General features: G+C 65.5%; 27 protein-coding genes and 2 tRNA genes. 11 read left to right on the forward strand and 18 right to left on the reverse strand.

The genetic code is table 11. The features are described from left to right. The first annotated feature begins 38 nt into the window (after positions 1-38). Both AC27VL_RS14705 and AC27VL_RS14710 read left to right on the forward strand, forming a co-directional pair. Complete coding sequence (locus AC27VL_RS14705) at positions 39-1937, forward strand: EAL domain-containing protein (RefSeq protein ID WP_100553816.1); 1899 nt, start codon at positions 39-41, stop codon at positions 1935-1937. Further along, positions 1938-4142, forward strand: a complete 2205-nt coding sequence (locus AC27VL_RS14710) for a hybrid sensor histidine kinase/response regulator (protein WP_488767123.1) — start codon at positions 1938-1940, stop codon at positions 4140-4142. It abuts the gene before it with no gap. 1 nt (position 4143) lies between these two features. Here the strand turns inward: AC27VL_RS14710 and bfr are convergent, their stop codons facing one another. The 3 genes from bfr to AC27VL_RS14725 form a co-directional block, all read right to left on the reverse strand. Next, positions 4144-4614, reverse strand: coding sequence for a bacterioferritin (gene bfr / locus AC27VL_RS14715; RefSeq protein WP_025874625.1), 471 nt, complete (start codon positions 4612-4614; stop codon positions 4144-4146). A gap of 140 nt (positions 4615-4754) precedes the next feature. Then, positions 4755-4964 (reverse strand): (2Fe-2S)-binding protein, encoded by a 210-nt coding sequence (locus AC27VL_RS14720; protein ID WP_089237360.1) that lies wholly within the window; start codon positions 4962-4964, stop codon positions 4755-4757. A gap of 108 nt (positions 4965-5072) precedes the next feature. Beyond that, positions 5073-5693, reverse strand: coding sequence for an RNA pyrophosphohydrolase (locus AC27VL_RS14725; protein WP_100553818.1), 621 nt, complete (start codon positions 5691-5693; stop codon positions 5073-5075). 121 nt (positions 5694-5814) lie between these two features. On the opposite strand from AC27VL_RS14725, the gene AC27VL_RS14730 reads away from it, so the two are divergent. Together AC27VL_RS14730 and AC27VL_RS14735 are read left to right on the forward strand one after the other, a co-directional pair. After that, positions 5815-5891, forward strand: a tRNA-Met gene (locus AC27VL_RS14730). Between the two features lie 58 nt (positions 5892-5949). Then, positions 5950-6023, forward strand: a tRNA-Gln gene (locus tag AC27VL_RS14735). A 227-nt stretch (positions 6024-6250) separates the two neighbouring features. Here the strand turns inward: AC27VL_RS14735 and rpsI are convergent. After that, the gene (gene rpsI / locus AC27VL_RS14740; RefSeq protein ID WP_005411311.1) at positions 6251-6643 is read right to left on the reverse strand and encodes a 30S ribosomal protein S9; all 393 of its coding nucleotides are present in this window, start codon (positions 6641-6643) and stop codon (positions 6251-6253) included. 2 nt (positions 6644-6645) lie between these two features. After that, positions 6646-7074: a 50S ribosomal protein L13 gene (gene rplM, locus AC27VL_RS14745; protein ID WP_025874623.1), complete on the reverse strand. Its 429-nt coding sequence runs from the start codon at positions 7072-7074 to the stop codon at positions 6646-6648. A 196-nt stretch (positions 7075-7270) separates the two neighbouring features. On the opposite strand from rplM, the gene coq7 reads away from it, so the two are divergent. Then, entirely contained in the window at positions 7271-7915 is a 645-nt protein-coding gene (gene coq7 / locus AC27VL_RS14750) for a 2-polyprenyl-3-methyl-6-methoxy-1,4-benzoquinone monooxygenase (protein ID WP_100462173.1), read from the forward strand. A 72-nt stretch (positions 7916-7987) separates the two neighbouring features. Here the strand turns inward: coq7 and AC27VL_RS14755 are convergent, their stop codons facing one another. Both AC27VL_RS14755 and speD read right to left on the reverse strand, forming a co-directional pair. After that, positions 7988-8308 (reverse strand): DMT family transporter, encoded by a 321-nt coding sequence (locus AC27VL_RS14755; protein WP_025874621.1) that lies wholly within the window; start codon positions 8306-8308, stop codon positions 7988-7990. 166 nt (positions 8309-8474) lie between these two features. After that, positions 8475-9269 (reverse strand): adenosylmethionine decarboxylase, encoded by a 795-nt coding sequence (gene speD / locus AC27VL_RS14760; protein WP_025874620.1) that lies wholly within the window; start codon positions 9267-9269, stop codon positions 8475-8477. Positions 9270-9419: 150 nt separating this feature from the next. On the opposite strand from speD, the gene crp reads away from it, so the two are divergent. Beyond that, the gene (gene crp / locus AC27VL_RS14765; protein ID WP_089238148.1) at positions 9420-10109 is read left to right on the forward strand and encodes a cAMP-activated global transcriptional regulator CRP; all 690 of its coding nucleotides are present in this window, start codon (positions 9420-9422) and stop codon (positions 10107-10109) included. A gap of 139 nt (positions 10110-10248) precedes the next feature. After that, entirely contained in the window at positions 10249-11010 is a 762-nt protein-coding gene (locus tag AC27VL_RS14770) for a sulfite exporter TauE/SafE family protein (RefSeq protein ID WP_100553819.1), read from the forward strand. Positions 11011-11168: 158 nt separating this feature from the next. Here the strand turns inward: AC27VL_RS14770 and AC27VL_RS14775 are convergent, their stop codons facing one another. The 7 genes from AC27VL_RS14775 to AC27VL_RS14805 all read right to left on the reverse strand — a co-directional run bounded on the left by AC27VL_RS14775 (position 11169) and on the right by AC27VL_RS14805 (position 19279). Then, on the reverse strand, positions 11169-11885 hold the full coding sequence (locus AC27VL_RS14775) for a haloacid dehalogenase-like hydrolase (RefSeq protein WP_100553820.1): 717 nt from the start codon (positions 11883-11885) through the stop codon (positions 11169-11171). Then, positions 11882-12676 (reverse strand): indole-3-glycerol phosphate synthase TrpC, encoded by a 795-nt coding sequence (gene trpC / locus AC27VL_RS14780; protein ID WP_033832398.1) that lies wholly within the window; start codon positions 12674-12676, stop codon positions 11882-11884. The genes AC27VL_RS14775 and trpC overlap by 4 nt, the downstream gene beginning before the upstream one ends. Before the next feature lie 74 nt (positions 12677-12750). Further along, a complete protein-coding gene (gene trpD, locus AC27VL_RS14785; RefSeq protein ID WP_089237368.1) occupies positions 12751-13782 on the reverse strand; it encodes an anthranilate phosphoribosyltransferase in 1032 nt (343 codons plus the stop codon). A 16-nt stretch (positions 13783-13798) separates the two neighbouring features. Beyond that, the gene (locus AC27VL_RS14790) at positions 13799-14386 is read right to left on the reverse strand and encodes an anthranilate synthase component II (RefSeq protein WP_089237370.1); all 588 of its coding nucleotides are present in this window, start codon (positions 14384-14386) and stop codon (positions 13799-13801) included. A 2-nt stretch (positions 14387-14388) separates the two neighbouring features. Next, complete coding sequence (locus AC27VL_RS14795; protein ID WP_488767133.1) at positions 14389-15165, reverse strand: SIMPL domain-containing protein; 777 nt, start codon at positions 15163-15165, stop codon at positions 14389-14391. A gap of 67 nt (positions 15166-15232) precedes the next feature. After that, positions 15233-16708, reverse strand: coding sequence for an anthranilate synthase component I (gene trpE, locus AC27VL_RS14800; protein WP_191077716.1), 1476 nt, complete (start codon positions 16706-16708; stop codon positions 15233-15235). Positions 16709-16885: 177 nt separating this feature from the next. Next, positions 16886-19279, reverse strand: coding sequence for a Tle-like phospholipase domain-containing protein (locus tag AC27VL_RS14805; RefSeq protein ID WP_488767135.1), 2394 nt, complete (start codon positions 19277-19279; stop codon positions 16886-16888). Between the two features lie 89 nt (positions 19280-19368). Here AC27VL_RS14805 and AC27VL_RS14810 point away from each other — a divergent pair, with 89 nt between their 5' ends. Further along, positions 19369-20232 (forward strand): ankyrin repeat domain-containing protein, encoded by an 864-nt coding sequence (locus tag AC27VL_RS14810; protein WP_243381902.1) that lies wholly within the window; start codon positions 19369-19371, stop codon positions 20230-20232. Positions 20233-20243: 11 nt separating this feature from the next. After that, on the forward strand, positions 20244-21098 hold the full coding sequence (locus AC27VL_RS14815; protein WP_488767137.1) for an ankyrin repeat domain-containing protein: 855 nt from the start codon (positions 20244-20246) through the stop codon (positions 21096-21098). Positions 21099-21106: 8 nt separating this feature from the next. Here AC27VL_RS14815 and yegS read toward each other — a convergent pair whose 3' ends face one another. The 4 genes from yegS to AC27VL_RS14835 form a co-directional block, all read right to left on the reverse strand. After that, positions 21107-22039 carry a lipid kinase YegS gene (gene yegS / locus AC27VL_RS14820; RefSeq protein ID WP_488767139.1) on the reverse strand — a complete coding sequence of 311 codons (933 nt, stop codon included), beginning with the start codon at positions 22037-22039 and terminating at the stop codon, positions 21107-21109. 320 nt (positions 22040-22359) lie between these two features. Then, positions 22360-22842: a GNAT family N-acetyltransferase gene (locus tag AC27VL_RS14825; protein ID WP_089238150.1), complete on the reverse strand. Its 483-nt coding sequence runs from the start codon at positions 22840-22842 to the stop codon at positions 22360-22362. 12 nt (positions 22843-22854) lie between these two features. After that, a complete protein-coding gene (gene rpe, locus AC27VL_RS14830) occupies positions 22855-23532 on the reverse strand; it encodes a ribulose-phosphate 3-epimerase (RefSeq protein WP_046983681.1) in 678 nt (225 codons plus the stop codon). Between the two features lie 57 nt (positions 23533-23589). After that, positions 23590-23919 carry a J domain-containing protein gene (locus AC27VL_RS14835; protein WP_025874605.1) on the reverse strand — a complete coding sequence of 110 codons (330 nt, stop codon included), beginning with the start codon at positions 23917-23919 and terminating at the stop codon, positions 23590-23592. 141 nt (positions 23920-24060) lie between these two features. On the opposite strand from AC27VL_RS14835, the gene AC27VL_RS14840 reads away from it, so the two are divergent. Continuing rightward, entirely contained in the window at positions 24061-24987 is a 927-nt protein-coding gene (locus tag AC27VL_RS14840) for a phosphoribosylaminoimidazolesuccinocarboxamide synthase (protein ID WP_162291998.1), read from the forward strand. 216 nt (positions 24988-25203) lie between these two features. Beyond that, positions 25204-25689 (forward strand): Mpo1 family 2-hydroxy fatty acid dioxygenase, encoded by a 486-nt coding sequence (locus AC27VL_RS14845; protein ID WP_089237384.1) that lies wholly within the window; start codon positions 25204-25206, stop codon positions 25687-25689. Positions 25690-25972: the final 283 nt, after the last annotated feature.

Consider the following 25972-nt stretch of genomic DNA (forward strand, 5'->3'; position numbering starts at 1 on the left):
GGCTTGTCGCATAATGGCCGCGAACACCAGGAGCATCGATGGCCGCAAACGAATCCGCCGCGGGCCCCCGCCCGGGACGCGCTGAAACCCCTCCGGCCGATCATTGGCAACGTTGGGCCGCCCCCTTGGCTGCGGCCACGCCTGCCGAGGCACCGCCGTCAGCGACCGTGCAGATGCCGGCCTCGTCAGCACCCAGCGACGGTACCCGACTGACTGCTCCGCCGCCGCTGCCCTCCGCCGCCGCACTGCCAGAGGCGGGCAACAATGACGTGGCGCCTGTCGACGCCGACTCGCCCTACCGCGTGCTGATCGTCGAAGACGACCGTGCCCAGGCGCTGTTCGCGCAGAGCGTGCTGCATGGCGCTGGCATGCAGGCGATCGTGCTCGGCGACGCCGATGGCGTGCAGCAGGCCATCCGCGAGCAACGCCCGGACCTGATCCTGATGGATCTGCACCTGCCCGGGCTGGATGGCATGCGGCTGACCGCGATGATCCGCCAGCAGCCCGGCATGCAGCTGCTGCCGATCGTATTCCTCAGCGGCGACCCGGACCCGGAGCGCCAGTTCGAAGTGCTCGACTGCGGTGCCGACGATTACCTGAGCAAGCCGATCCGGCCACGCCACCTGATCGCTGCGGTGGCCAACCGTATCCGCCGCGCACGCGCGCAGGCCGCGACCCTGCCGGGTGCCAACGGCGCACCGGCGACCAGCAACCCGGAAACCGGGCTGCCCACGCGCCACCACGTGCTGCAGCAGCTCAACGCAACGCTTGCCCAGCACGAACGCGGTGGCGTGTTCTTCGTGGAAATCTCCAGCGCGCTGGGCCTGCGCGAGCGCTACGGCTACGCGGCCTTCGAGCGGCTGATGGTGCAGGCCGGGCAACGCCTTGCCGAAGCTGGCCATCCGCACCTGTTGGCGCGCCTGAACGACAACAGCTTCCTGCTGCTGGCACGCAACACCGATGAGGAGAGCCTGGAAGCGATTGCCGGCACCCTGCGCGAGCAGCTGTCCGCGCGCGCCTTCGTGATCCGCGACGACGAATCGGTGCACCTGCGTGGTGTGGTCGGCTACGCGCCGCTGTCGCCGGGTTTCGACGATGCCAGCAGCGCCCTGGAAGCGGTCGAACGCACCACCCTGCAGGCACGCCTGCTCAGCGCCGGTGTGGCGGGCCACGTGCACCGCCAGGTGACGACCGAGCAGGAGCACCTGGCGCTGCTGGAAGGCCAGCTGGAGCTCGCTTACCAGCCGATCGTCGCCGTCGCCGGCGGCAGCAGCGCGCAGTACCAGCTGCTGCTGCGCCTGCGCCGGGCCGATGGCAGCGTGCTGACCGCCGGCCAGGTGATTCCGGCGGCCGAAGCCGCTGGTCGCATCGCCGACCTCGACCAGCAGGTGCTGGAGCATGCGATGGGCCTGCTCGACCTGTATCGCCATGCCACCCAGCCGCTGAACCTGTTCGTCTCGCAGTCGCTGCGTACCCTGCAGCGCGATGCGTTCGCTGACTGGCTGCTGGAATCGCTGCAGCAACGTCGCCTGCCCGGCAGCGCGCTGGTGATCGACGTGCGCCTGCCCGATGCGCTGATCCACACCGTGCCGTTGCAGCAGTTCTGCCAGCGCATGGCCAGCGTCGGCGTGCGCTTCTGCCTGAGCCAGTTCGAACCGGGCAGCGAAGCCCTGGCCCTGCTCACCCAGCTGCCGCTGTCGTTCGTGCGCATGGCCGCACGCTTTTCCAGCAGCCACTCCAACCCGGATACGCGCGAAGAACTGCGCCGATCGATCGAGCAGGCGCATGCAGCCGGCCTGCAGATCATCGGCCAGCAGATCGAGGATCCGCAGGCAGCGGCCGCGATGTGGGTCGGTGGTGTCGATTACATCCAGGGCAACATGGTGCAGTCGGCCGGCAGCGACCTGAACTTCGACTTCCACAACGCGGTGCTCTGAGTGTCATCGACGGTCGCGCTGCTGGCGGTGCTGGCCTTGGCCATCATCGCCCTGCTGGTACTGGGCCTGCGATTGCGTTCGCGCAGTCACGCGCTGGCGGCACTGCAGCGCGACCGCATCACCCTGATCAGCGAGCGCGACCAGCTGCGGCGCACCACCGAGCGACAGGGCCAGCTGGAACATCAGCTGCTGCAGGCCAAGCAGGCGGCTGAAGCGGCGGTGCTGGCCAAGGGCGAGTTCCTGGCCACCATGAGCCATGAGATCCGCACGCCGCTCAACGGCATCCTGCCGATGCTGGAGTTGATCGCCCGTGGTCCACTCGGCGAGGACCAGCGGCAGATGCTGGCCACTGCCTCGGCCAGCTCGCAGCAGCTGCTGCGCATCGTCGATGACATCCTCGATTACTCGCGACTGGAAGCGCAGGCACTGGAACTGGAGATCACCAGCTTCAACCTGCGCGAGCTGCTCGACGGCGTGGTGCAGCTGCTGCAGCGCGCCGCCGAAGCCAAGGGCCTGACGCTGAGCCTGCAACTGGATCCGGCCGTGCGCCTGCCGGTACGCGGCGACCCGGTGCGCCTGCGCCAGGTACTGGGCAACCTGCTGGCCAATGCCATCAAGTTCACCGCACGTGGCCAGGTGCAGCTGCGCGTGCAGCGGCTGGGTGAAGGCCCCGCCCAGCACCAGCTGCGTTTCGAAGTGGTCGACACCGGCATCGGCATCGATGAAGCCCAGCAGGCGCGGCTGTTCCAGTCCTTCAGCCAGGCCGACGCGTCCACCACACGCATCTACGGTGGCACCGGCCTGGGCCTGGCCATCTGCAAGCGCATCACCGACCTGATGCATGGCGACATCGGCGTGCGGTCCACCCCGGGACAGGGGGCAACCTTCTGGTTTGAAATACCGCTGCTGAAGGTCCCCGGCGATCTGCCGGCGCTGGCACGCTCGCCGGCAGCGCTGCTGCTGTACACCGCCGATACTCAGCTGCAGCTACGCGTCGAACGCATCGCCGCGCACCACGGCCTGCAGGTGCAGCTGCTGGCCAGCATCGATGAGGCAATGGAACGCCTGCGTGCAGCGCCACGTCCGGGCCAGAGCACACCGGCATGGCTGCTGATCGACGCGCGTCAACGCCGCAATGGCGAGGCGGCCCTGCAGCGGGCCCTGGCCGAGCGCGGTGCCGACGACACGCTGCAGGTGCTGTGGCTGCAGGACGATCCGGTCACGCTGCGGCCGCGCCAGCAGCAGCTGCACAGCACATTCAACGATGCCGCCCTGCACGCGCTGCTGGCGCAGCCAACCGCCACCGCGCGCCCAGCGGCGCTGCTGGCCAACGCCGAAGATGCACAGCCGGCCGTCACGCTGCCGTCATTGGATCTGCGTGTCCTGCTGGTCGAGGACAATACGGTCAACCGGATGGTGGCCGAGCACCTGCTGCGGGTCTTTCAGTGCCAGGTGCGCAACGCCGCCGACGGCGAGCAGGCCCTCGCACTGTTGCGCGAAGGTGGAATCGACGTCGTGCTGATGGACTGCCAGATGCCGGTGCTCGACGGCTACAGCGCAACACAGCGCTGGCGCAGGGAAGAAGCCGATGCGGGTCGCACGCGGCTGCCAATCATCGCGATGACTGCGAATGCCATGGCGGGTGATCGCGAACGCTGCCTGCAGGCAGGCATGGACGACTATCTGTCCAAGCCGATCGCGCGGGAGGCGCTGCATGCGTTGCTGCAACGTTGGGGCCGGCCATCCGCGAATCGCGCACATGCAGCGCTGCCGGAACCTGTGCAATTGCCGGCAGCGCCGAGCGCGCCCGACGGCGAAGGCCCGCGCGATGAACGAGCACGCTCGATCCCGATTCCACAGCCGGTGCTTGATCGCAGCGTGCTGGATGAACTGCATGCGGTGATCGGCGATGCCGCTGCGCAGATCGTGACGGTATTCCTGGAAGACGCACCGCAGCTGGTGCAACAGTTGCAGCAGGCCGCGCAGGGCAACGACATCGAACGCCTGCAGGCGCTGTCGCACAGCCTGAAATCCTCCAGCGCCAACGTTGGTGCGCTGTCGCTGTCAGCGGTGGCGCGGCGGATCGAACACGAAGCCCGCAGTGGCAGCCTGCAGCGCCCTGCCGTGGCAGTGGCGCTGCTGGTGGCGGAGTTCGCCCGCGCACGCGTGGCGCTGACCGGCTACCTCGCCGGCCAAGCGCGCTGAATCACTCTTCGAGCTTGCTCAGCAGGTACTTCGGCTCACCGATGCGCTCGATAAGTTCCAGCTGGGTTTCCAGCCAGTCGATGTGCTCTTCCTCGGAGTCGAGGATCTTCACGAACAGCTGGCGGCTGACGTAGTCGCCGACCGAATCGGCGTAGGCCACGGCCTCGCGCAGCGTGACCACGCCATCGCGTTCCAGCGACAGATCGCACTGCAGGATCTCGGTAGGGTTCTCACCGATGCGCAGCTTGCCCAGCGCCTGGAAGTTCGGCAGGCCTTCGAGGAACAGGATGCGATCGGCGAGCATGTCGGCATGCTTCATCTCCTCGATCGATTCCTTGTACTCGTGTTCGGCCAGTTCCTTGATGCCCCAGTTCTTCAGCATCTTGGCGTGCAGGAAGTACTGGTTGATCGCGGTCAGCTCGTTGTAGAGGACCTTGTTGAGGAATTCGATGACCTTGGTGTCGCCCTTCATGGGGATGCTCCTGCACGCTGAAATCGCGGGCACTGTAACGCCTTGCGCGCGCGCGTGAAGGAACGCGAATCGTGCGCATTGGCCAGTGCGGCCCGCAATGAAGATCAGGAGAACGCAGCGTCAACGCGCTGCGAGACGACTCAGGCGACCTGCGCCAGGCCCAGTACCGGCAACGGCAGATCGTGGGTGGCACGTGCCTTGGCCAGCAGATCACCGGCCATGTCCAGGCAGGAACCGCAGGTAGCGCCGCATCCGGTACGCATGGTCAGCTCGGCCACCGACGTGACGCCATGGCTGGCGGCTTCGCGGATCTGATGGTCGGTAACACCGTTGCAGATGCAGACGTACACGGGCGGGAACCAGGGCAACAGGCCAGTAGCGGCCTGGTCGCTATTCCAATGGAAACGAGAATGGTTGTCAATCAGAGACCTGAACCATTCTCGATACCGTTCAGCCCGTCAGGTGACCGGCCCCTCGCCCTGCGCCTTCTTCGGCCAGTACCCGTGGCTGCGGGGCCGCTTTCGCGGCCGGTCATGGCCAGCGGCATGGCCTGGCATCCAGGCCTCGGCAGCGCTCTTGGGCATGGCACTGATGCCCTGCCCCGCCACCCCCTGGGCCAACGGCGCCAGATGTCGCAGGGCGCGCGCATAGACACCGCGCTTGAACACCACCACATGCTCCACCGGGTACCAGAAGTCGACCCAGCGCCAATGATCGAACTCGGGCGAGTCGGTATGGTCCAGGCTGACGTGGGCCTCGTCACCGGTCAGGCGCAGCAGGAACCAGACCTGCTTCTGGCCGATGCAGACCTGGCGTTCATTGCGGCGGATGGCACGCGCCGGCAGCTTGTAGCGCAGCCAGCCCGGTGTCGCCCCGAGCACTTCAACGTGCTCCGGCAACAGCCCGGTCTCTTCCTGCAGTTCACGATACATGGCCTCGACAGGCGTCTCGTCGGTGTTCATGCCACCCTGCGGGAACTGCCAGCCATCCCGGCGCACACGTCGTGCCCAGAACACCTGCCCGTCCTGCCGCATCAGCACGATGCCGACGTTCGGTCGATAGCCGTCCGGATCGATCACGATGCGGACTCCTAAGAAAATCTACTGGTTGGGACTATCCCATGCCGTCTGTCGGGCCACAAGCTCGATACAAAGGTGTTGACAGTCCTTGTACACATCAGCAGAATAGCGGGCTCACCAAGGCTATGTAGCTCAGCCGGTTAGAGCACAGCACTCATAATGCTGGGGTCGGTGGTTCGAGTCCACCCATAGCCACCACACTGAAAATCAAGTTGTTTTTCAGCGTGAAGAGTGAGAAAATAGTTACACGTTACATTGCCCCTTAGCCAAGCGGTAAGGCACCTGACTCTGACTCAGGCATCGGTGGTTCGAATCCATCAGGGGCAGCCAAATTAAACGCAAAAGGCCAGATCGAAAGATCTGGCCTTTTGCGTTTAATCTGGTCACGCATTCCACGCCCCACCTTCGCCCGCCGCGCGCACCTGGAACAGGGAGTGCCAGCCGCTGGCCGGCAACCTCGAAATGCACACCCCCAGAACGACAAAAGCCCGGCCGAAGCCGGGCTTTTGCTTTTCCAACCAGCGGGCTCCCGAAGGAGCCCAGCCAGGCGCGGTAAATCAGCGCTTGGAGAACTGGGTGGCGCGGCGGGCCTTGTGCAGACCGACCTTCTTACGTTCGACTTCGCGGGCATCGCGGGTCATGAAGCCGGCCTTGCGCAGCTCGGACTTCAGGGTTTCGTCGTACTCGACCAGAGCACGGGCGATGCCCAGACGGATCGCACCGGCCTGGCCGGTGGTGCCGCCGCCAGCGGCGGTGACCAGGATGTCGAAGCTCTCGGTGTTCTTGGTCAGCTCGAGCGGCTGGCGCACGATCATGCGAGCGGTCTCACGGCCGAAGAACTCGTCCAGCGGACGGCCATTGACGGTGATGTTGCCCGAACCCTTGCGCAGGAACACGCGAGCGGTGGAGGACTTGCGGCGGCCAGTGCCGTAGTTTTGAGTGATAGCCATGATTAGATATCCAGAACCTGCGGCTGCTGTGCGGCGTGCGGATGCTCAGTGCCGGCGTAGACCTTGAGCTTGCGGTACATCTGGCGACCCAGCGTGCCCTTCGGCAGCATGCCCTTGACGGCGGTCTCGATCACGCGCTCCGGGTGGCGCTCAAGCGCCTGGGCGAGGGATTCGGTCTTCAGGTTGCCGATGTAACCGGTGAAACGGTGATACATCTTGTCCTGCAGCTTCTTGCCGGTGACGACAATCTTTTCTGCATTGATGACGACCAGGTAGTCGCCGGTATCAACGTGCGGGGTGTAGACCGGCTTGTGCTTGCCACGCAGACGGCGGGCCAGCTCGGTGCAGAGACGGCCCAGGGTCTTGCCCTCGGCGTCGACGAGGTACCAGTCGCGCTGGACGGTCTCGTTCTTGGCAGTGAAAGTGCTCATGAAGAACTCTTGGTTAGGTCGGGCTCATTGCGGCGAAGGACTCGCCGGAACTCTGCCACGCGTTGTGAAAGGTGGAGCGTAAGGGGCGGCATTGTACGCAGCTTGGCTGGCAGGTGCAAGCCGGCTCCAGCCCCGGGTTGGCAGGGAACCGGGGCCGGGCGAGAATCGGGCCTCCCCCGCTTCACGCCGTGCCGCCATGACCGTGCTTCGCCAGACCACCCCGCTGGACCATCTGCTGACCGAGGCGCAGCGCGCCCTGGACACGGTGTTCGGCAACCCGCCGGCCAGCCGCCCCTATCCGGCCACGGACACCGGCGAGCCGGGCATGGACAGCGCGCAGCGTCGCCACGCGGCCGGGCTGATGCGGATCAACCATGTCGGTGAGGTCTGCGCCCAGGGCCTGTACTTCGGCCAGGCCGCGGTGGCGCGCGATCCGGCGACCCGCGAGCATCTGCTGGAAGCGGCCCAGGAAGAGACCGATCACCTGGCGTGGTGCGCCACCCGCCTGGGCGAGCTGGACAGCCGCCCGAGCCTGTTCAATCCGCTCTGGTACGCCGGCAGCTACACCATCGGCACCCTGGCCGGGCTGCGCGGCGATGGCTGGAACCTGGGTTTCGTGGTCGAGACCGAGCGCCAGGTGGAAGCCCATCTGGACGAACACCTGGTCGACCTGCCGGCCGGCGACCTGCGCAGCCGCGCGGTCATCCGGGTGATGAAGGAAGACGAGGCCCGGCATGCCGAGCACGCCGAGCAGGCCGGCGCACGCCGCCTGCCGTTCCCGATTCCCGGCGCGATGGCGCTGGCCTCCAAGGTGATGAAGACCATTGCCTACCGCATTTGAGGGGGAGCCCCCACCAACGGTGGGGGCCTACCAAACCACACGGTGGGGCCCGACCGTTGGTCGGGCCACCTTTCAGTTGGGCGACACCAGCTTCAGGCCGATCACACCGGCCACGATCAGGCCCACGCAGGCCAGGCGTGCCGGCGAGGCGCTGTCGTTGAACAGATAGATGCCCAGCACCGTCACGCCCATGGCGCCGATGCCGGTCCAGATCGCATAAGCCGTGCCCACTGGAATGTTCTTCATCGCCTGGCTCATCAGGTACAGGCTGATCAGGGCCGACACCACCGTCAGGGCGGTCGGCACGGGTTTGCTGAAACCTTCGGAGTACTTCATTCCAAGGGCGAATCCGATCTCGAACAGACCGGCCAGCAGCAGATAGATCCAGGGCATGGGTGGGGGCTCCTTACCTTTTTTGAGAAAAACGAAACGGCCCGGTGTTTTCACACCGGGCCGTAGGTCGGTACATCGCCGTGGAACTGAAGATTGCGCCAAGCGCAGGCTCCACGGGGCGGGGCGTCCCGCCTGGGTGGCGATGCCTGACGGCATCGCGCATGGGTCACTCAGCCAGGTTGCGGCCGTGGAACAGCTCTTCGATCTCACGACGCAGCAGCGCTTCGATCTTCATGCGTTCCTTGAACGAGATGTTCTTGGCCTTCTCCTCGAACAGGTACTGGTCCAGGTCGAAGTCCTTCAGGTGCATCTTCGTGTGGAAGATGTTTTCCTGGTAGACGTTGACGTCGAACATCTCGTAACGCGACTTGATGTTCTTGGCCAGGAAGTTCTGGATCGAGTTGATCTTGTGATCGATGTAGTGCTTCTTGCCCTTCACATCACGCGTGAAGCCACGGACACGGTAGTCCATGATCACGATGTCCGATTCCAGGCTCTCGATCAGGTAGTTCAGTGCCTTCAACGGCGAAATGACGCCGCAGGTAGCCACGTCGATATCGGCGCGGAAGGTGGCAATGCCTTCCTGCGGGTGCGTTTCCGGATAGGTGTGCACGGTGATGTGCGACTTGTCCATGTGCGCGACCACGGCATCGGAAATCAACTCCTTGCCGGCCTGCTTCTTGTCGATCACCGGCTCTTCGGAGATCAGGATCGTCACCGAGGCACCCTGCGGATCGTAATCCTGGCGCGCCACGTTGAGGATGTTGGCGCCGATGATCTCAGCGACATCGGTCAAGATTTGAGTAAGCCTGTCGGCGTTGTACTCTTCATCGATGTATTCAATGTAACGCTGACGCTCCTCTTCGGTGCGCGCGTAACACACGTCATAGATGTTGAAGCTCAGCGCCTTGGTGAGGTTGTTGAAACCCTGCAACCTCAGGCGAGGCAACGGCTTGACCACGGCGGTCGATTCCTGTGTAAGAAGGGAAAGGGTGAATTATGCGGCATAAGTGTCTCCAGGGGGAACGTGAAGACGCTCAGCTTCTGGCACACTGTTTGCCCTTAACAATTGCGCTGGTTAAGCTCCGCTATCGACCCCGTGAATCCGTTCATGCGCAGAGGGAGCGCCCCTATCGTGTCAACCGTGCGCCTAGCTAGCAGCCCATTGGCCTTGGACATCGCAACAATCGACCGCTTTCTGGCCCACAGCCACAGGCGGCGCTATCCCACCCGTACCGACGTCTTCCGACCCGGTGACCCGGCTGGCACTCTGTATTACGTCATCAGCGGCTCGGTTTCGATCATGGCCGAGGAGGAGGAGGACCGTGAGCTGGTACTGGGCTATTTCGGCGCCGGCGAGTTCGTCGGCGAGATGGGCCTGTTCGTGGAGTCGGACCGCCGCGAGGTGATCCTGCGCACCCGGACTGCCTGTGAGCTGGCCGAAATCAGCTACGAGCGGCTGCATCAACTGTTCCTCGGCCCGCTGTCGGCTGATGCCCCGCGCCTGCTGTACGCGCTGGGCCAGCAGATCTCCAAGCGCCTGCTGGACACCAGCCGCAAGGCCAGCCGTCTGGCATTCCTGGATGTCACCGACCGTATCGTGCGCACCCTGCACGATCTGGCGCAGGAGCCGGAGTCGATGACTCACCCGCAGGGCAGCCAGCTGCGCGTCTCACGCCAGGAACTGGCCCGTCTGGTCGGCTGCTCGCGCGAAATGGCCGGCCGGGTGTTGAAGAAGCTGCAGACCGACGGCCTGCTGCACGCCCGCGGCAAGACCGTGGTGCTGTACGGCACCCGTTGATCGACAGATGTCCGCCGGGCATGGCCCGGCGCTACCCCAAGGTCTCCACCACGGTAGCGCCGGGTCATGCCCGGCGGGTCGTCGTACGTGCGACACGCCATCGCATGTCGCGCACACCCGCATCCGCTAGGCTCGATCCATGGAGCTGAGCAGCGAATTCTGGTGGTTCATCCTCATCGGCCTCGGCGCACAGCTGGTCGATGGCGCGCTGGGCATGGCATTCGGACTGGTTTCTTCATCAGTGCTGCTCAGCATGGGGCTGCCTCCCGCACAGGTCAGTGCCAGCGTGCATACCGCTGAAGTGTTCACCACCGGGGCCTCCGGTGTGTCGCATCTGGTCGCCGGCAATGTCGACAAACGCCTGTTCTTCCGCCTCGCCCTGCCCGGCGCACTGGGCGGTGCACTCGGCGCGTACGTGCTGACACAGGTCCCTGGCGACCTGATCCGCCCGCTGATCTACCTGTACCTGCTGGTGCTGGCCATCATCATCCTGGCCCGCGCGGCCGGCCGCTGGATGCCCAAGGGCGAGATCCGCCGGGTGCCGGTGCTGGGCTTCTTCGCCGGCCTGCTCGATGCCAGCGGCGGCGGCGGCTGGGGCCCGGTGGCCACCTCCACCCTGCTCGCCCGCGGCGGTCAGGCCAGGACCACGATCGGCACCGTCAACGCGGCCGAGTTCGTGGTCACCTTGACCATTTCGGCCACGTTCCTGCTGTCGATGGGCGTGCAGCACCTGCAGATCGTCGCCGGCCTGTTGATCGGCGGCATGATGGCTGCGCCGGTGGCGGCGGTGCTGGTGAAGCGGGTGAAGGAACGCTGGGTACTGGTCGCAGTGGGCGTGCTGGTGCTGGGCATCAGCCTGTTCCAGGTGGGCCATGCGCTGTTCGGGTACCTGTACCGCTGACCGCTCGCCGGGCATGGCCCGGCGCTACCCGCGTGGGATCCGGTAGTGCCGCCCGCTGGCCGGCAACTTCATGGCCTGCGGAAACGCGTGCAAGGTTGCCGGCCAGCGGCCGGCGCTACCGGGTCCTTGCCCCACGCCCGGCGGGCAGGCGGGATCGATTACGCCTTGTCGCCGCCCCGGTCCACGCAACCCCAGTTGAGGATGCGGGTACCGGCCGGCAGCACGCGGCGGAAGAATTCCACCTTGGCAGGCTTCGGGTTGACCACCACCGGCGCTTTCGCCGCAAGCAGCAGCGGCAGGTCGGCGGTGCTGTCGGAGTAGGCGATATCGATGTCGCCGTAGCCGCGTTCGCGCAGCATGCGCATCTTCTCTTCGTTGTGGCAGTGCCGGGTCGGCCCTACCCCGCCCAGACGCGGCCCCACTTCGGTGCCGATCACCGGCACGTCCTGGTGGGCGACGAAGGCCAGGATCGCGCGGGCAAGCTCCGGCGGTGCGCCGGTGGCCACCACCACGCGATCGCCCTTGGCACGGTGCGCGGCGAATACGTCCAGCGCCTGTGGCAACAGCTTGGCGCGCATCTGCGCTTCATTGCGCAGCACGTAGGCATCGATCACCTTGTTGAACTCGCGCGCGCGGTGCAGGCCGAAGCTGCCGATCCAGACGTAGACCGAAATGCCGGCACGGCGGGTCGGCAGCATCGCCACCATCGGTCCGGCAATCGGGGTGACCAGCAGCGCCGCCAGCATCCGCAGCGGGTTGCGCTTGATCAGCGAGGCGAACAGGTGGGTACCCGAATCGCCGTCATACAGGGTGTGGTCGAAGTCGAAGACCACCAGCGGCGCATCCTCGCGCGGCGTTGGATAGTACGTTTTCATGCTGCGAAGAATAGCTGACGCAGACCCTCGCCCGGCTCTTCCACGCGCATGAAGGCCTCGCCGACCAGGAACGAGTGGATGCCGGCATCGCGCATCAGCGCCACATCCTGCGGGCCGAGAATGCCACTCTCGGTGACCAGCAGGCGGTCGCGCGGCACGGCCAGGCGCATGTCCAGGGTGGTCTGCAGCGACACCTCGAAGGTGCGCAGGTTGCGGTTGTTGATGCCGATCATCGGCGCCGGCACCTGCAGTGCACGCTCCAGCTCGTCGATGTCGTGCACTTCCACCAGCACGTCCATGCCCAGCGACATCGCCAGTTCGGACAGCGTGGCCAGCTGCGTATCGTCCAGCGCGGCGACGATCAGCAGGATGCAGTCGGCGCCGAGCACGCGCGCCTCGACCACCTGGTAGGCGTCGATCACGAAGTCCTTGCGCAGCACCGGCAGCGTGCAGGCTTCGCGCGCCTGCTGCAGGTAGGCATCGGCACCCTGGAAGAAATCGACATCGGTCAGCACCGACAGGCAGCTGGCGCCACCGAACTCGTAGCTGACCGCGATGTCGGCCGGGCGGAAGTCGGGGCGGATGACGCCCTTGGACGGGCTGGCCTTCTTCACTTCGGCAATCACCGCTGGATCGCCATTGGCGACGGCGGCCTGCAGCGCGCGCACGAAGCCGCGCACCGGTGGCGCATCGGCCAGCGCCGCCTGCAGCTCCTCAAGCGGTCGCTGGGCGCGGCGCTGGGCTACTTCTTCGGCCTTGCGGGCCAGGATCGTCTGCAGGATATCGCTCATCGTCGTCGGGTCGGTGCTGGGGCGGTGAGGACGACCATTATCGGCCATCGGGTGGGTCAGGCTGAACCGCGCGCTCAGGCAACCAGCGCGCGGGTGGTATCGACATACTGCTGCAGGCGGGCACGGGCGCTGCCATCGGCGATGACCGCGCGAGCGCGGGCCAGGCCGTCGCCGATATCGCTGGCCACGCCGGCCACGTACAACGCCGCGCCCGCATTCAGGGCGACGATGTCCAGCGCCGGGCCCGGCTCGTTGTCGAGCACCGCGCGCAGCATGGCGATGGACTGCTCAGGGCCATCCACGCGCAGGTTGCGGCTGGCCGACATGGCGATGCCGAAGTCTTCCGGATGGATCTCGTACTCCCGCACCTTGCCGTCGCGCAGCTCACCCACCAGGGTGCCGGCGCCCAGCGAGATCTCGTCCATGTTGTCGCGGCCCCACACCACCATCGCGCGCTCGGCGCCCAGTTCGCGCAGCACGCGCGCCTGGATGCCCACCAGATCGGGATGGAACACGCCCATCAGCACCGACGGCGCATTGGCCGGGTTGGTCAGCGGACCAAGGATGTTGAAGATGGTGCGCACCCCCATCTCGCGACGCACCGGCGCCACCACCTTCATCGACGGGTGGTGGATCGGCGCGAACATGAAGCCGATGCCGGTCTGTTCGATGGCCGCGGCCACCTGCGCAGGCTGCAGCTCGATCGCCGCGCCCAGTGCTTCGACCGCATCGGCACTGCCGGACTTGGACGACACGCTGCGGTTGCCATGCTTGGCCACGCGCGCGCCGGCGGCAGCGGCAACGAACATCGCGCAGGTGGAGATGTTGAAGGTATGCGAGCCATCGCCACCGGTGCCGACGATGTCGACCAGGTGGGTGGTATCGGCGACCGGCACGGCCAGCGCGAATTCGCGCATCACCGTTGCTGCGGCGGCGATCTCGTCGATGGTTTCCTTCTTCACGCGCAGGCCGGTGAGGATGGCGGCGGTCATCATCGGCGAGACGTCGCCGCGCATGATCTGCCGCATCAGGTCGACCATTTCGTCGAAGAAGATCTCGCGATGCTCGATGGTGCGTTGCAGGGCTTCCTGGGGGGAGAAGCTCATCGGAATACTCCTTGGATCAGGCAGCCGGGCGCTGCAGGAAATTGCGCAGCAGCGCGTGACCATGCTCGGTGAGGATCGATTCGGGGTGGAACTGCACGCCCTCGACCGGGAACTGGCGGTGGCGCAGGCCCATGATCTCTTCGATCGAGCCATCCTCGTTCTCGGTCCACGCGGTCACTTCCAGCGCGTCGGGCAGGCTGTTCTTGTCCACCACCAGCGAGTGGTAGCGGGTGGCCTGGTAACCGTCCGGCAGGCCGGCGAACACACCCTTGCCCTGATGGCGGATCGGCGAGGTCTTGCCGTGCATGATGTTGCCGGCGCGGATGACCGTGCCGCCGTAGACCTGGCCGATGCCCTGGTGACCCAGGCACACGCCGAGGATCGGCGTGGTCGGGCCCAGGCGCTGGATCAGCTCCAGCGACACGCCCGCTTCGTTGGGCGTGCACGGGCCGGGCGAGATGACGATGCGCTCGGGTTTCTGCGCGGCGATCTCGTCCACGCTCATCGCATCGTTGCGCACCACCTTCACTTCGGCACCCAGCGTCTGCAGGTACTGCACGAGGTTGTAGGTGAAGCTGTCGTAGTTGTCGATCATCCACAACATGGTCAGGTTCCGTCGCTTATCAGGAAAATGGCGTACACGTTTTCGGTGTAGGTGATGGGGCCGGCTTCGATGGATTCGCGCGCGCGCGAGCCGGTTGTCTCGATGCTGGTCTGTGCCGGAGCCGGCGGGCTGGGCGGTGTGACCATGTCACCGCTGCGGGGCCAGTTGCCTGCCTGCACGCCGTAGGCGAAGTTCGGGGCCACGTCGGAGATGCTGTAGAGGCCGGTGATGCGCGCGCCATAGGCCGTGGCAAGGTGCTTGGCGGAGGCGCGTGTCTGCGTTGCCGCTTCGGCCTTGAGTTCGCCACGCAGTGCGGCTTCCTTCGAGTAGCCAGGCCGCATGCTGCTGATCTGCAGGTCATCGCTGGCATCGACCGCGCGCAGGAAGGCCTGCAGGTCACCGGTGGTGCCGAAGCTGCCTTTCAGGCGCCGGCTCACCCGCGTCCCCAGGTATTCCTGCTTGCCCTGCACGCTGTAGCGGTAGTCCGGCTGGATGGTCAGGTTGTCTGCCACCACGCTTGCCGGCAGCGCATGGTTGCGCTTGAACGCACCCAGCACCGCATCGACATTGCCCTGCACGCGCGAGCGCGCTGCATCCGGCTGAAGGTCGGTGGACTTGACCAGCAGTTCGACGGTGAACCGGTCCGGCATCACCGTTCGCGCGCCCTCGCCCTTCACCAGCAGGTGCGGCTGCGAGGGAATGGTGTTGGCCTGTGCCCACGAATCCGGGGCCATCGTGGCCAGCAGCGACGACCACAGCAGAACGCTCAGCAGCTTCATGCGGTACTCCTTGTCTTGAATGGAAACAGCGAAGGGTGCTGCGGCGCAGGCCACAGCACAGGGAAACTCACAGGCCCTTGGCGGCCTGGGCGACGGCGCGGAACAACGCGCGGCCCTTGTTCATCGTCTCGTCCCATTCCTTGTCCGGGTCGGAGTCGTAGACGATGCCGGCGCCGGCCTGCACATACAGGCGGCCGTCCTTGATCACCGCGGTGCGGATCGCGATCGCAGTATCGGCATCGCCGTGCCAGCCGATGTAGCCGATGCTGCCGGCGTAGACATTGCGCTTGATCGGTTCCAGCTCGCGGATCACTTCCAGCGCGCGGATCTTCGGCGCGCCGCTGACCGTACCGGCCGGGAAGGTGGCGCGCAGCACGTCGGCATAGCTCAGGCCCGGCTGCAGCTGCCCGGTCACTTCGCTGACGATGTGCATGACGTGGCTGTAGCGTTCGATCACGAACTGCTCGCCCACTTCGACGGTGCCGGCCTTGGACACGCGGCCGGCGTCATTGCGGCCCAGGTCGATCAGCATCAGGTGCTCGGCGCGTTCCTTTGGATCGGCCAGCAGCTCGACCTCCAGCGCCTGGTCCAGCTCCGGCGTGGCGCCGCGCGGACGGGTGCCGGCGATCGGGCGCACGGTCACTTCACCGTCCTGCAGGCGCACCAGGATTTCCGGCGAGGAGCCGACCACCTGCAGGTCGCCGACATCGAGGAAATACATGTACGGCGACGGATTCAGTGCACGCAGCGCGCGGTAGACATCCACCGGGCGCGCCTTGAACGGCACGCTCAGGCGCTGGCTGAGCACCACCTGGAAGATGTCGCCAGCACGGATGTACTCCTTGCTGCGCTGAACCGCGTCAACGAAGCCTTCGCGGGTGAAACCGGAAACGAAATCGGACTCGTCCAGCACGTCGCTGGTCAGCGGAGCCGGATAGCCGGCACCCGGCGCGCGCAGCTTGGCGGTCAGTGCATCCAGGCGGGCCTGGGCCTGCTCGAAGGCGCCTTCGACGCGCGGGTCGGCATGCACGATCAGGTACAGCCGGCCCTTCAGGTTATCGAACACTGCCAGCTCATCGGAGTGCAGCAGCAGGATGTCCGGCGTACCCAGTTCGTCACGGCCAGCCGGCGAGGCCAGACGCGGCTCGATGTAGCCGATGCATTCGAAGCCGAACCAGCCGACCAGGCCACCGGTGAAGCCCGGCAGGCCTTCCAGCTTGGGCACCGAGTGGGCGCTGCGCAGCGCCTCGACCTCGGCGAACGGGTCGGCCACCTCACGGGTTTCCACCACATCGCCGTGCTCGCGTACGGTCAGGGTGTGGCCGTGGAAGGCGTACACGCGGCGTGCCGGCAGGCCGATGATCGAGTAACGACCAAAGCGCTCGCCGCCTTCGACGGATTCAAACAGGTAGGTATTGGGGCCGTCGGCGAGCTTCAGATAGACCGAAAGCGGCGTGTCCAGGTCGGACAGCACTTCGCGGACAACGGGAATATGGGTGTGGCCTTCAGCGGCCTGCTGCTGAAACTGAGCGTGCGAGATCAAGACGACTTTCCTTCCGGGACACAGCGTTATGGGGACGGACGACGGCAACAGGCCACCATCGCCACCAACGGCGTGCGGAAGAAAGGGTATGCGGGGTCGTCAGGCTGGACACCCAATGACTGTATCGCAGCTTTGGCCGCAGGGAAACCCTTTGGCGACGGGCGGTTTGTCTTTGCCCTAGCCCATCCGCCGCGCCTGTTCCTGGGTCTCCTGCACCTGCTGCTGGGCCAGCGACACCCCCTGCACCTGCTCGCGACTGGCATTGATCGCGTCGATCTGGGTGGTGCTCGCGCTCAGCGGCTGGGCCATCCCCGCCGCCACATCGACGTGCGCATGGCGCCGGTGCGCGGCGTTCAGGTCGGGCGTATCCACCGCGAAGGCGCGGCTGTGATCGTTGCTGAGCACCACGTGGGAAATGGACTCCAGCCCCTCGCGCTTGGCCTGCACGGCCAGTGCACCGGCGAGCTGGTCGCTCTGCAGGTTCGGCACACGGTTGTGGGCGGCGTCCAGGGCGTGCACGCCGGTCTGAGCGCCGTTGAACAACCGGTAATCGGCGTGGCCAGGGTCGTTGATGCCAAGCCCGCGCGCAGCGGGTTCTGCCGCCACGCTGGCGCGTCGGCCATCCTCCGGATGCTGGATGCGCTGGTGCTGCTCGACCAGCTTGCGGGCGGCGGCTTCCTGCTTGATCAGCTCTGAATCCAGGCTGGGGATGACGGTCGGATCCATGCCATGGCGGGCGGTGGCCTCGCTGAAGGCCGGCATCATGCCGCGGATGACACGCTCGGACCTGTCGAGGTTGTGCAGCTTCATTGCGTCCAACGGCAGGTTGCCGGTCGGCAGGTGGGTGGCGGCGGCAGCCCCGATGCCCACCGCGGCACCACCCAGCGTGGACAGGGTGATCGGCGCCTTGGCGGTGATGCCCTTCACTTGCGACGCCACCAGGTCATAGCCACGATCGACATGGGCGCCGGCGGTGGCGAACCCGTTCTGCAGCTTGCCGGCCACCCATTGGCCGTCGTGGCTGATGGCAGCGGCCACGCGTTCACCCGCCGCGCGTGTGCCTGCGGCGTCGGCGACGGCCTGTTTCGTCGCGTGCTGCGCATGCTGCTCACCGTGGTCACGGGCAGCTTCGGCCTGCTTGGCAAGCCGGCCGGCGACGTTGTCCGCGCCCACCCGGTCAGCCACCCACGACAGGGCGGACAGGCCATGGGAGCGGGTCTGCGATTCGACGCGGTGCAGGGTGGCTTCGATGCTGCCGGTCAGTTCACGCCCCGAAGCAATCACCGTACTGGTCGCCCGGGTGCTCACCTGCAGGCTGGTGGACCCCATGTTCACCACCTGGCCGATGACCATGCCTTCGGTCTTCAGTACGCGCTCGACACCATCGCCCACCTTGTCCAGCGCATGGGCAGTGGCGGCGCCGGCCCGTTCAACCTGCTCGCCGGCCAGGCGACCGCCGCGCATGCCGTACGCCGTGGCGTGCAGCACGGAGGACAGCGGGCCCGCCAGCTCCGCCACCTGGCTGGGCGGCGCCACATGCGGGCGATCGACGAGTGCCCCGTGCGCGTCGCGGGTCTTGGGCTCAAGCAACAATTCGAGGCGCCCTGCCGCGAGCGGAATATCGCGCAGCGCCTGCTGACCCGGCTGGCTCGCCAGTTGTTCGATGAACTGTGCAGCGGAGGTCTGCGCGCCCGGAGGCAGCATCTCGCGCAGCTTTTCGCCGACGACCTTCTGCATGGCCGGATCCTTCAGCACCATGCCCAGTTCGTTGGCAAGTACACCGTAGCCACGACGCTGATGCTCGCTCAGGCGGTGCATGCCGTTCTGCACATCGTTCAGCACCTCACCGGTGGTCTGGTAGGTGTGCACGGACTGCTGCGTGTCGAAGGTCGGCAGGCCGTTGCCCTTGGCATAACGCGCCGGGGTTGCCGGATGCAGGCCGGCGGCGTTGAACGTGGTGGCACGTGCGCCGGTGACTGCGGACGCGGCGGAAGCCATGCCTCCACCGAGGGAGTGACCGGCGATTTCGAAGCCGCCCGGGCGTTCCTGATTGACGATCGAGGCAAGACGCATGGCGCGATCGTAGTAATCGCTGCGCATGCCGATGCCCTGCTGGCCGTTGTTGAGGAAATCCTCGCCGCCGGATTCTCGTTTTCCATTGGGCGCCAGCGGGTCAAGAATCTCACCCGTGGACCCTTTGTAGACCACGACAGGTTTCGCATCCTCACCAAAGACGCGCTTGTCGGGGATGTAGATTTCGGCGCGGAATCCCGATTCAGGCGGCTGTAACAAGTCGCGCACGGTTGCGTCCGACAGTTCGAAGCCCGCCGCACGCAACGCGGCAGGATCAGTGCTTGCGCGAGTCCAGCCCGCCGGCGGCTCGCCAGCATGCTTCGCTGACTGATACACATCGGAGGCGAGTCCAGACATCTCACGTGCGTGGTATGTCTCCTGCAAGCGCTCTGCATCTTCGGTGTGGCCGCTTGCGCGCAACTGCTCCACAAGCTCGCGCTGCTCCTGGACTGCGCGTGCCCGCGCGTCAATGTCGTGATCCGTCATGGCAAGCTCCATTCACCTTGAGGGGACATGCCCCCGCGACACATATCGATTATCAGATCCGTTTGCTAATGTCACGTCTCGAGCACCGTTGCGGAATCAACATGCCCATTCATGTTTTTGAAAGTGTGAAACGGATGTTCCCGATAGTGGTCTGCGCCATCTTTCTGATGGTAAGCGGATGCGCCCTTTCGTCGAGCCATGGCGCCGAACAGTACTTCGACGGAAAAAACCTTGAGCTTGCGATAGCAACCGAGCATGGCGATTCGGACACCGTTCGGCACCTGATAAAGGACGAAGGAGTCGATCCCGACAAGGTCTTCGCTCGTGACGCTGGAATCCCCCTGGTGGCGTGGCCTCTTCGGGCGAAGAATCTTGATGGATTACGCGCTCTCCTGGACAACGGCGCAGATCCGAATGCACGCGCATACAAGACGGTGGATGGACGCAGGCTTGGTTACAACAATGCGATGGTCTACGCGGCAAAGATGGACGACCCTCGCTTCCTTGAGCTGCTGCTGAAGCACGGCGGAGACCCCAACACCCGCAACTCGGCCAACGAGACTCTACTGCTGCAGGCATTCCTCAGCGGAAATCAGTGGAAGAACATCCAGGTCCTGATTACGAACGGGGCCAACATCAATGAATCAAGCCTGGACCTGGGCGACGACACGGTCCTGAGCTGGTACACCACGCGAGGCGGCTTCGATTACGCATACTGGCTGCTGGAACATGGTGCTGATCCCGCGATTGCAAAGCCGGAAGGGTCAAGCCAGCCTGGCCGGCAGAAGATGGTCGAAGACATCTACTGGGAAATCACCACGCCGGACAACCTGCCGTGGCAGAAAAAGTGCCAGCAATGGTTGGCTGAGCGCAACATCCCCCGCCCGCCGATGCCCGAACACATCCGCAGGAAGCGCGAGGCCTTCAAATTCCCGAGCAAGGAAGAAGACATTCCGCTGCTGTAAGGAGATCAGACATGGACGTTCACCTCCGACGCTTCTTTGTGCATTACGCCCTTCTGGCAGCAGCGCTGCTCCTGCTTTCGGGCTGCACGCCACAGTCAACGCATGGTGCCAGCGATTACTTCAAGGGAAGGGCACTTGAGCTGGCCGTTGCCAGCGAGCAAGGGGATGCCGAGACGATCACGCACCTGATAAAGGACGAAGGAGTCGATCCGGACAAGGTCTTCGCTCGTGATGCTGGAATCCCCCTGGTGGCGTGGCCTCTTCGGGCGAAGAATCTTGATGGGCTACGCGCCCTCCTGGACAACGGCGCAGATCCAAATGCCCGCGCCTACAAGGTCGTGGATGGCCGCAGACTTGGCTACAACAACGCCATGGTCTATGCCGCAAAGCTGGACGACCCGCGATACCTGCAATTGCTGCTTCAGCACGGTGGAGACCCCAACACGCGGAACTCAGCGGGCGAAACGTTGCTGTTTCAAGCCTTCATTGCGGGCAATCAGTGGGAAAACGTGAAACTGCTGATTGAGAATGGAGCGAACATCAATGAATCCAATCGCGGCACCGCCGACACAGTACTGAGCTGGTACACCACCCGGGGTGGATTCGAGCATGCCTATTGGCTGCTGGAACACGGGGCAGACCCTACGGTACTGCTGAAATCCTCCGTCGGCGCCCCCGACAGAATGCTGATCGCCGAGCACATCTTCTGGGGCATCACTACACCCGATCTTCTACCATGGCAGAGGAAGTGCCAGCAGTGGCTCGTCACACGCGACATCCCTCGTCCCCCGATGCCGAAAGGCATCCGCGACAAACGTGAAGCCTTCGGCCTCCCCACGAAGGAAGAAGACATTCCCCTGCTCTGATTCCTGTATCAGCGGCCGGAAAGCAGCACACAATCCTCCGGCAGGTGCATCCGCACCCTGCCCGCCACGCATTCGATGCGGAAGCTGCGTGCCTGCACCGGTTCGCCGTCCAGGTTCAATGTCAGCGGCTTCGGGGCGTCGATCTGCAACCACGGCAGCTGCGCGCGCGTGGCGACACGTTCAAGCGCCGCCTCCTTGCCGCCGGTCAGCATCTGCCCAAGAGTAGCGGCGACTTCACCGTCCAGTTCCGGCACCACGGTGACGTCCAGCAGACCGTCGTCGATCAGTGCCTGCGGGCACAGCTGCTGACCACCACCGGCCTGGCGACCGTTGCCGATACCCAGCGCGATGAACCCACCTTCCCACTGGAAATCCGGGCCGCTCAGGCGCGCGGTGATCGGTTCGATGCGACCGAGCTTGGCGATGCCGGTAATGACATAGGCCAGACCGCCGAGCATTTTCTTCAAGCCCGCATCGGTTTCCACCGTGACCTGGGTACCGAAGCCGCCGCTGGCGAGGTTGGCGCACCACCACGGCTTGCCGTCGGCATCAACGCGCAGCAGGTCCATCGGACGCGGCGTGCCGCCGGCAATCAGTGCGAAGGCCTCCTGCGGCTCCACCGGAATACCGGCAGCGGTAGCGAAATCGTTGGCGGTGCCCATCGGCACCAACGCCAGCGACGGCAGCGCCCCAGCCGGCTCGTCACGATGCGCCAACGTCTCGGCCACCGCGCTCAGCGTGCCGTCGCCACCGGCCGCCACGATCACGTCCACGCCGTGGTCGATGGCCTCGGCAACGTAGCGCTCGGCGTCACCGTCTTCCCAGGTCACCCGCACTTCCAGCTGCACGCCACGGTCACGCCAGTGGCCCACGGCATCGCGCAGGTCATCGTTGCCTGCGGACTTGCCGTTGAGGATCAGGCGCCAGCGCGGTGTGCTCATGCAGTTCTTCCAGGGAAAGGCGGCACAGGCTAGCAATCGGGCGTTCGTGGCCAGTGAAAGACGCTGGCAACCGTTCAGGTCAGATAGTGGGCTCGCCAATGCGGGATGTCATGCAAGTGTCATCGGCGGCCCGGAGAATGGAAGGCCATAGCAGGGACGACGGATGGAGGCAGGATCAGCCTACCACGCATGCAGCAAGGCCACGCCAGTATTTGGCGTGGCTTTTTTTTGCCTGCCCGGCGCATCCACGCATGGCGTGGATCTACTGTGCCCACGCACCGTCTTCAGTAGATCCACGCCATGCGTGGATGCATTCCGCCTCAACCGTTGGCGAAATCGTGCAGCGCCTCACCTTCCAGCCGGTACACCGTCCACTCGTCCTGCGGCTTGGCGCCGGCTGCGGTGTAGAAGTCGATGGCCGGCGTGTTCCAGTCCAGCACCGACCACTCGAAGCGGCCGCAACCTTCAGCCACCGCCTGGCGGGCGATGTACTTCAGCAGCGCCTTGCCCGCACCGGAGCCGCGCTTTTCCGGGCTCACGTACAGGTCTTCCAGATAGATGCCCTTGCGGCCCAGCCAGGTGGAATAGTTGTAGAAATACACCGCGTAGCCGATGGCTTCGCCGTTCGCCTCGCAGATCAGCGCGCGGGCGGTGGCGTCAGCGCCGAACAGGCTTTCAGCGATGCCGATCTCATCGGTCTGTACCGAATGCTCGGCCTTCTCGTAGATCGCCAGTTCACGGATGAAGCGCAGGATCAGGCCAGCGTCGGCGACGGTGGCCGGGCGGATGTTCAACACGGCCACCGTGTTCATGGCTCAGCCCCGTGCCGCGGCGACGTTGGCGCGCATCTGCGCGATCACGTCCTGGTAGCTGGTCTTGGCGTTGAAGATGGCCGAGCCGGCGACAAAGGTATCGGCACCAGCGGCGGCGATCTCACCGATGTTGTCGGCCTTCACGCCACCGTCGATCTCCAGGCGGATGTCACGGCCGCTGGCATCGATCTTCTGGCGCACCACGCGCAGCTTGTCCAACGCCGACGGGATGAACGCCTGGCCGCCGAAGCCCGGATTGACCGACATCAGCAGCACCAGGTCGAGGTCGTCCAGCACCCAGTCGAGGATGTCCACCGGTGTGGCCGGATTGAGCACGATGCCCGGCTTGCAGCCCAGCGAGCGGATCAGCTGGATGGTGCGGTGCACGTGGCGGCTGGCCTCCGGGTGGAAGCTGATGTAGGTGGCGCCGGCCTCGGCGAAGTCCGGGATGATGCGGTCCACCGGCTCGACCATCAGGTGCACGTCGATCGGCGCGGTGACGCCGTGCTTGCGCAGCGCCTGGCAGACCATCGGGCCGATGGTCAGGTTGGGCACGTAGTGGTTGTCCATCACGTCGAAATGGACCCAATCGGCGCCAGCGGCCAGGACGTTGTCGACTTCTTCGCCCAGGCGGGCGAAGTTGGCCGAGAGGATGGAAGGAGCGATGAGGCAGTTGGACATGGCCGGGGCCTTCGGAACGGGGAAAGGGGTCTCCCGCCCGCAGGCGGGATTGTGGGGTCAGCGCTTGCGCAGAGTCTTGATGCGGTCGTAGGCGGCGTTGATGCGCCGCGACTTCTGCTCGGCCTGCTGCTGCAGCTCGGGGGCGGCGCCGCCCAGCTTGTCGGGGTGGTACTGGGAGATCAGCTTGCGGTAGGCGCGCTCGACCTCGGCATCGGTGGCCTCGGAGGTCAGTCCCAGCTCGCGGTAGGGGTTCTCCTTGTTCAGGCGGAACCAGTCGCTGTCAAAGGCATGTCCCAGCAACAAGCCGACCACCGCGCCGAACAGCGGATTGGGCCGGAACAGCAGGGCCCCGGCGATGAATCCGAGCAGTTTTCCGTACCAGCGCATGGCGCTCCGGGGTCGGCCGACGAAATGGACGCTCATTTTACGTCACAGCGGGCCCGGACCGCTTTACACTAGGCCGCCCGCTGGTCAGCGGGCCCGCCGGGTCCGTTGGGCAGCCGTATCGACGAAGCCCCAGGAGTGCCCGTGCCAACCACGCTGTTGCAATCCGATCTCCCCGGCCTGCCCTTGCGCCACCGCGGCAAGGTGCGTGATGTGTTCGATATCCCGCGCGAGCGGCTGCCGGCCGGTACCCCGCCGGGGGACTACCTTTTGATGGTCGCCACCGATCGCCTGTCGGCGTTCGACGTGGTCCTGCCCGACCCGATTCCGGGCAAGGGCGAGATGCTCTGCCAGGTGTCCAACTTCTGGTTCGCCAAGACCGCGCACCTGATGCCCAATCACCTGACCGGCATCGACGTGGCCAGCGTGCTGCCCGAGGGCGTGGACGCGGCCCTGTACGCCAAGCGCGCGGTGGTCACGCGCAAGCTGAAGCCGGTACCGGTGGAAGCGATCGCCCGCGGCTACCTGATCGGCAGCGGCTGGAAGGACTACCAGCGCACCGGCAAGGTCAGCGGCATCGACCTGCCCGACGGCCTGCGCCAGGCCGAGCAGCTGCCCGAGCCGATCTTCACGCCCTCGACCAAGGCCGCCGTGGGTGACCATGACGAGAACATCGACTTCGACGCGATGGTGAAGACGGTCGGTGCGGAGATGGCCGAACGCGTGCGCGACGCCACGCTGCGCATCTACAAGTTCGCGGCCGATTACGCGCGCGAGCGCGGCATCATCCTGGCCGACACCAAGTTCGAGTTCGGTACCGACGCCGATGGCCGCCTGTACATCATGGACGAGATGCTGACGCCGGATTCCTCGCGCTACTGGCCTGCCGACGAGTACGAAGTGGGCACCAGCCCGCCGAGCTACGACAAGCAGTTCGTGCGCGACTACCTGGAGACGCTGGACTGGGGCAAGACTGCTCCGGGCCCGAGCATCCCGGCGGAGATCATCGAGCGCACCCGCGCCAAGTACGCCGAGGCGCTGCAGCGCCTGGCCGGAATCAGCGTCGACTGATTCCCCTGCGCCCCCGGCCGGTCTGGCTGGGGGCGTTCTGAATGCGGTAGTGCCGGCCGCTGGCCGGCAACCTCGGCGGACCTGCAGCCAGGCATGGCCTGGCTCTACTGTCGGTTTCCCCGGGGTAGTGCCGGCCGCTGGCCGGCAACCTCGGCGGACCTGCAGCCAGGCATGGCCTGGCTCTACTGACGGCCCCGGCCGGGGTATGCTGGCCACATGCAGACCACCACCCAGCTTGCGCGTCCGATCGACCGCTACTTCGCCAGCTACTCCGACGATCACCGCAATGTGGTCAACCAGCGCATCCACGTGGTGGCGGTGCCGGCGATCCTGTGGTCGGTGGTGGCCCTGCTGTGGTGCGTTCCGCCGCTGATCACCTGGTTCCAGTACGGCATCTGGTCGGCGTTCGCGATGTTCAGCGCCTGGTGCTTCTACAACAAACTGTCGCGCCCGCTGGGCATCGGCATGCTCATCCAGTTCTTCGTGTTCGGCTGCCTGTGCCGGCTGCTGGAAGCGGAAATCGGCCTGCACAATCTGCTCTGGCTGGCCATCGGCGTCTTCGTGGTCGCCTGGATCGCGCAGTTCATCGGCCACAAGTTCGAAGGCCGCAAGCCCAGCTTCCTGACCGACCTGACCTACCTGCTGATCGGCCCGGCCTGGGTGATGGCCAAGGCCTATCGCAAGCTCGACTGGCGCTACTGACCGGCGTCGCCGGATCGACGCCTTCGTTTCCTGAACGGGCAGATGCCATCACCCACACTGCACGGCGCGCCTGCCAGCCTGCCGCGGTGGCCTCCTCACCTTGCCCCGCCCGGCGGCGGCGGTCCCTGTGCGACAGGGGCTGCGGTCTCCCTGCGTGGGCGTAGGGTGGACCCGTCAGCCAGGTCCTGACGGGTCATCCACGCGGCATGCTGCATCGCAGAAAAAATGAATCAGCGCACGTTACATGCAATTGATCGCTGTTCAATGGGTTTCGGCGACATTT

The sequence above is a fragment of the Stenotrophomonas sp. 14P6.2.3 genome (assembly GCF_057799055.1).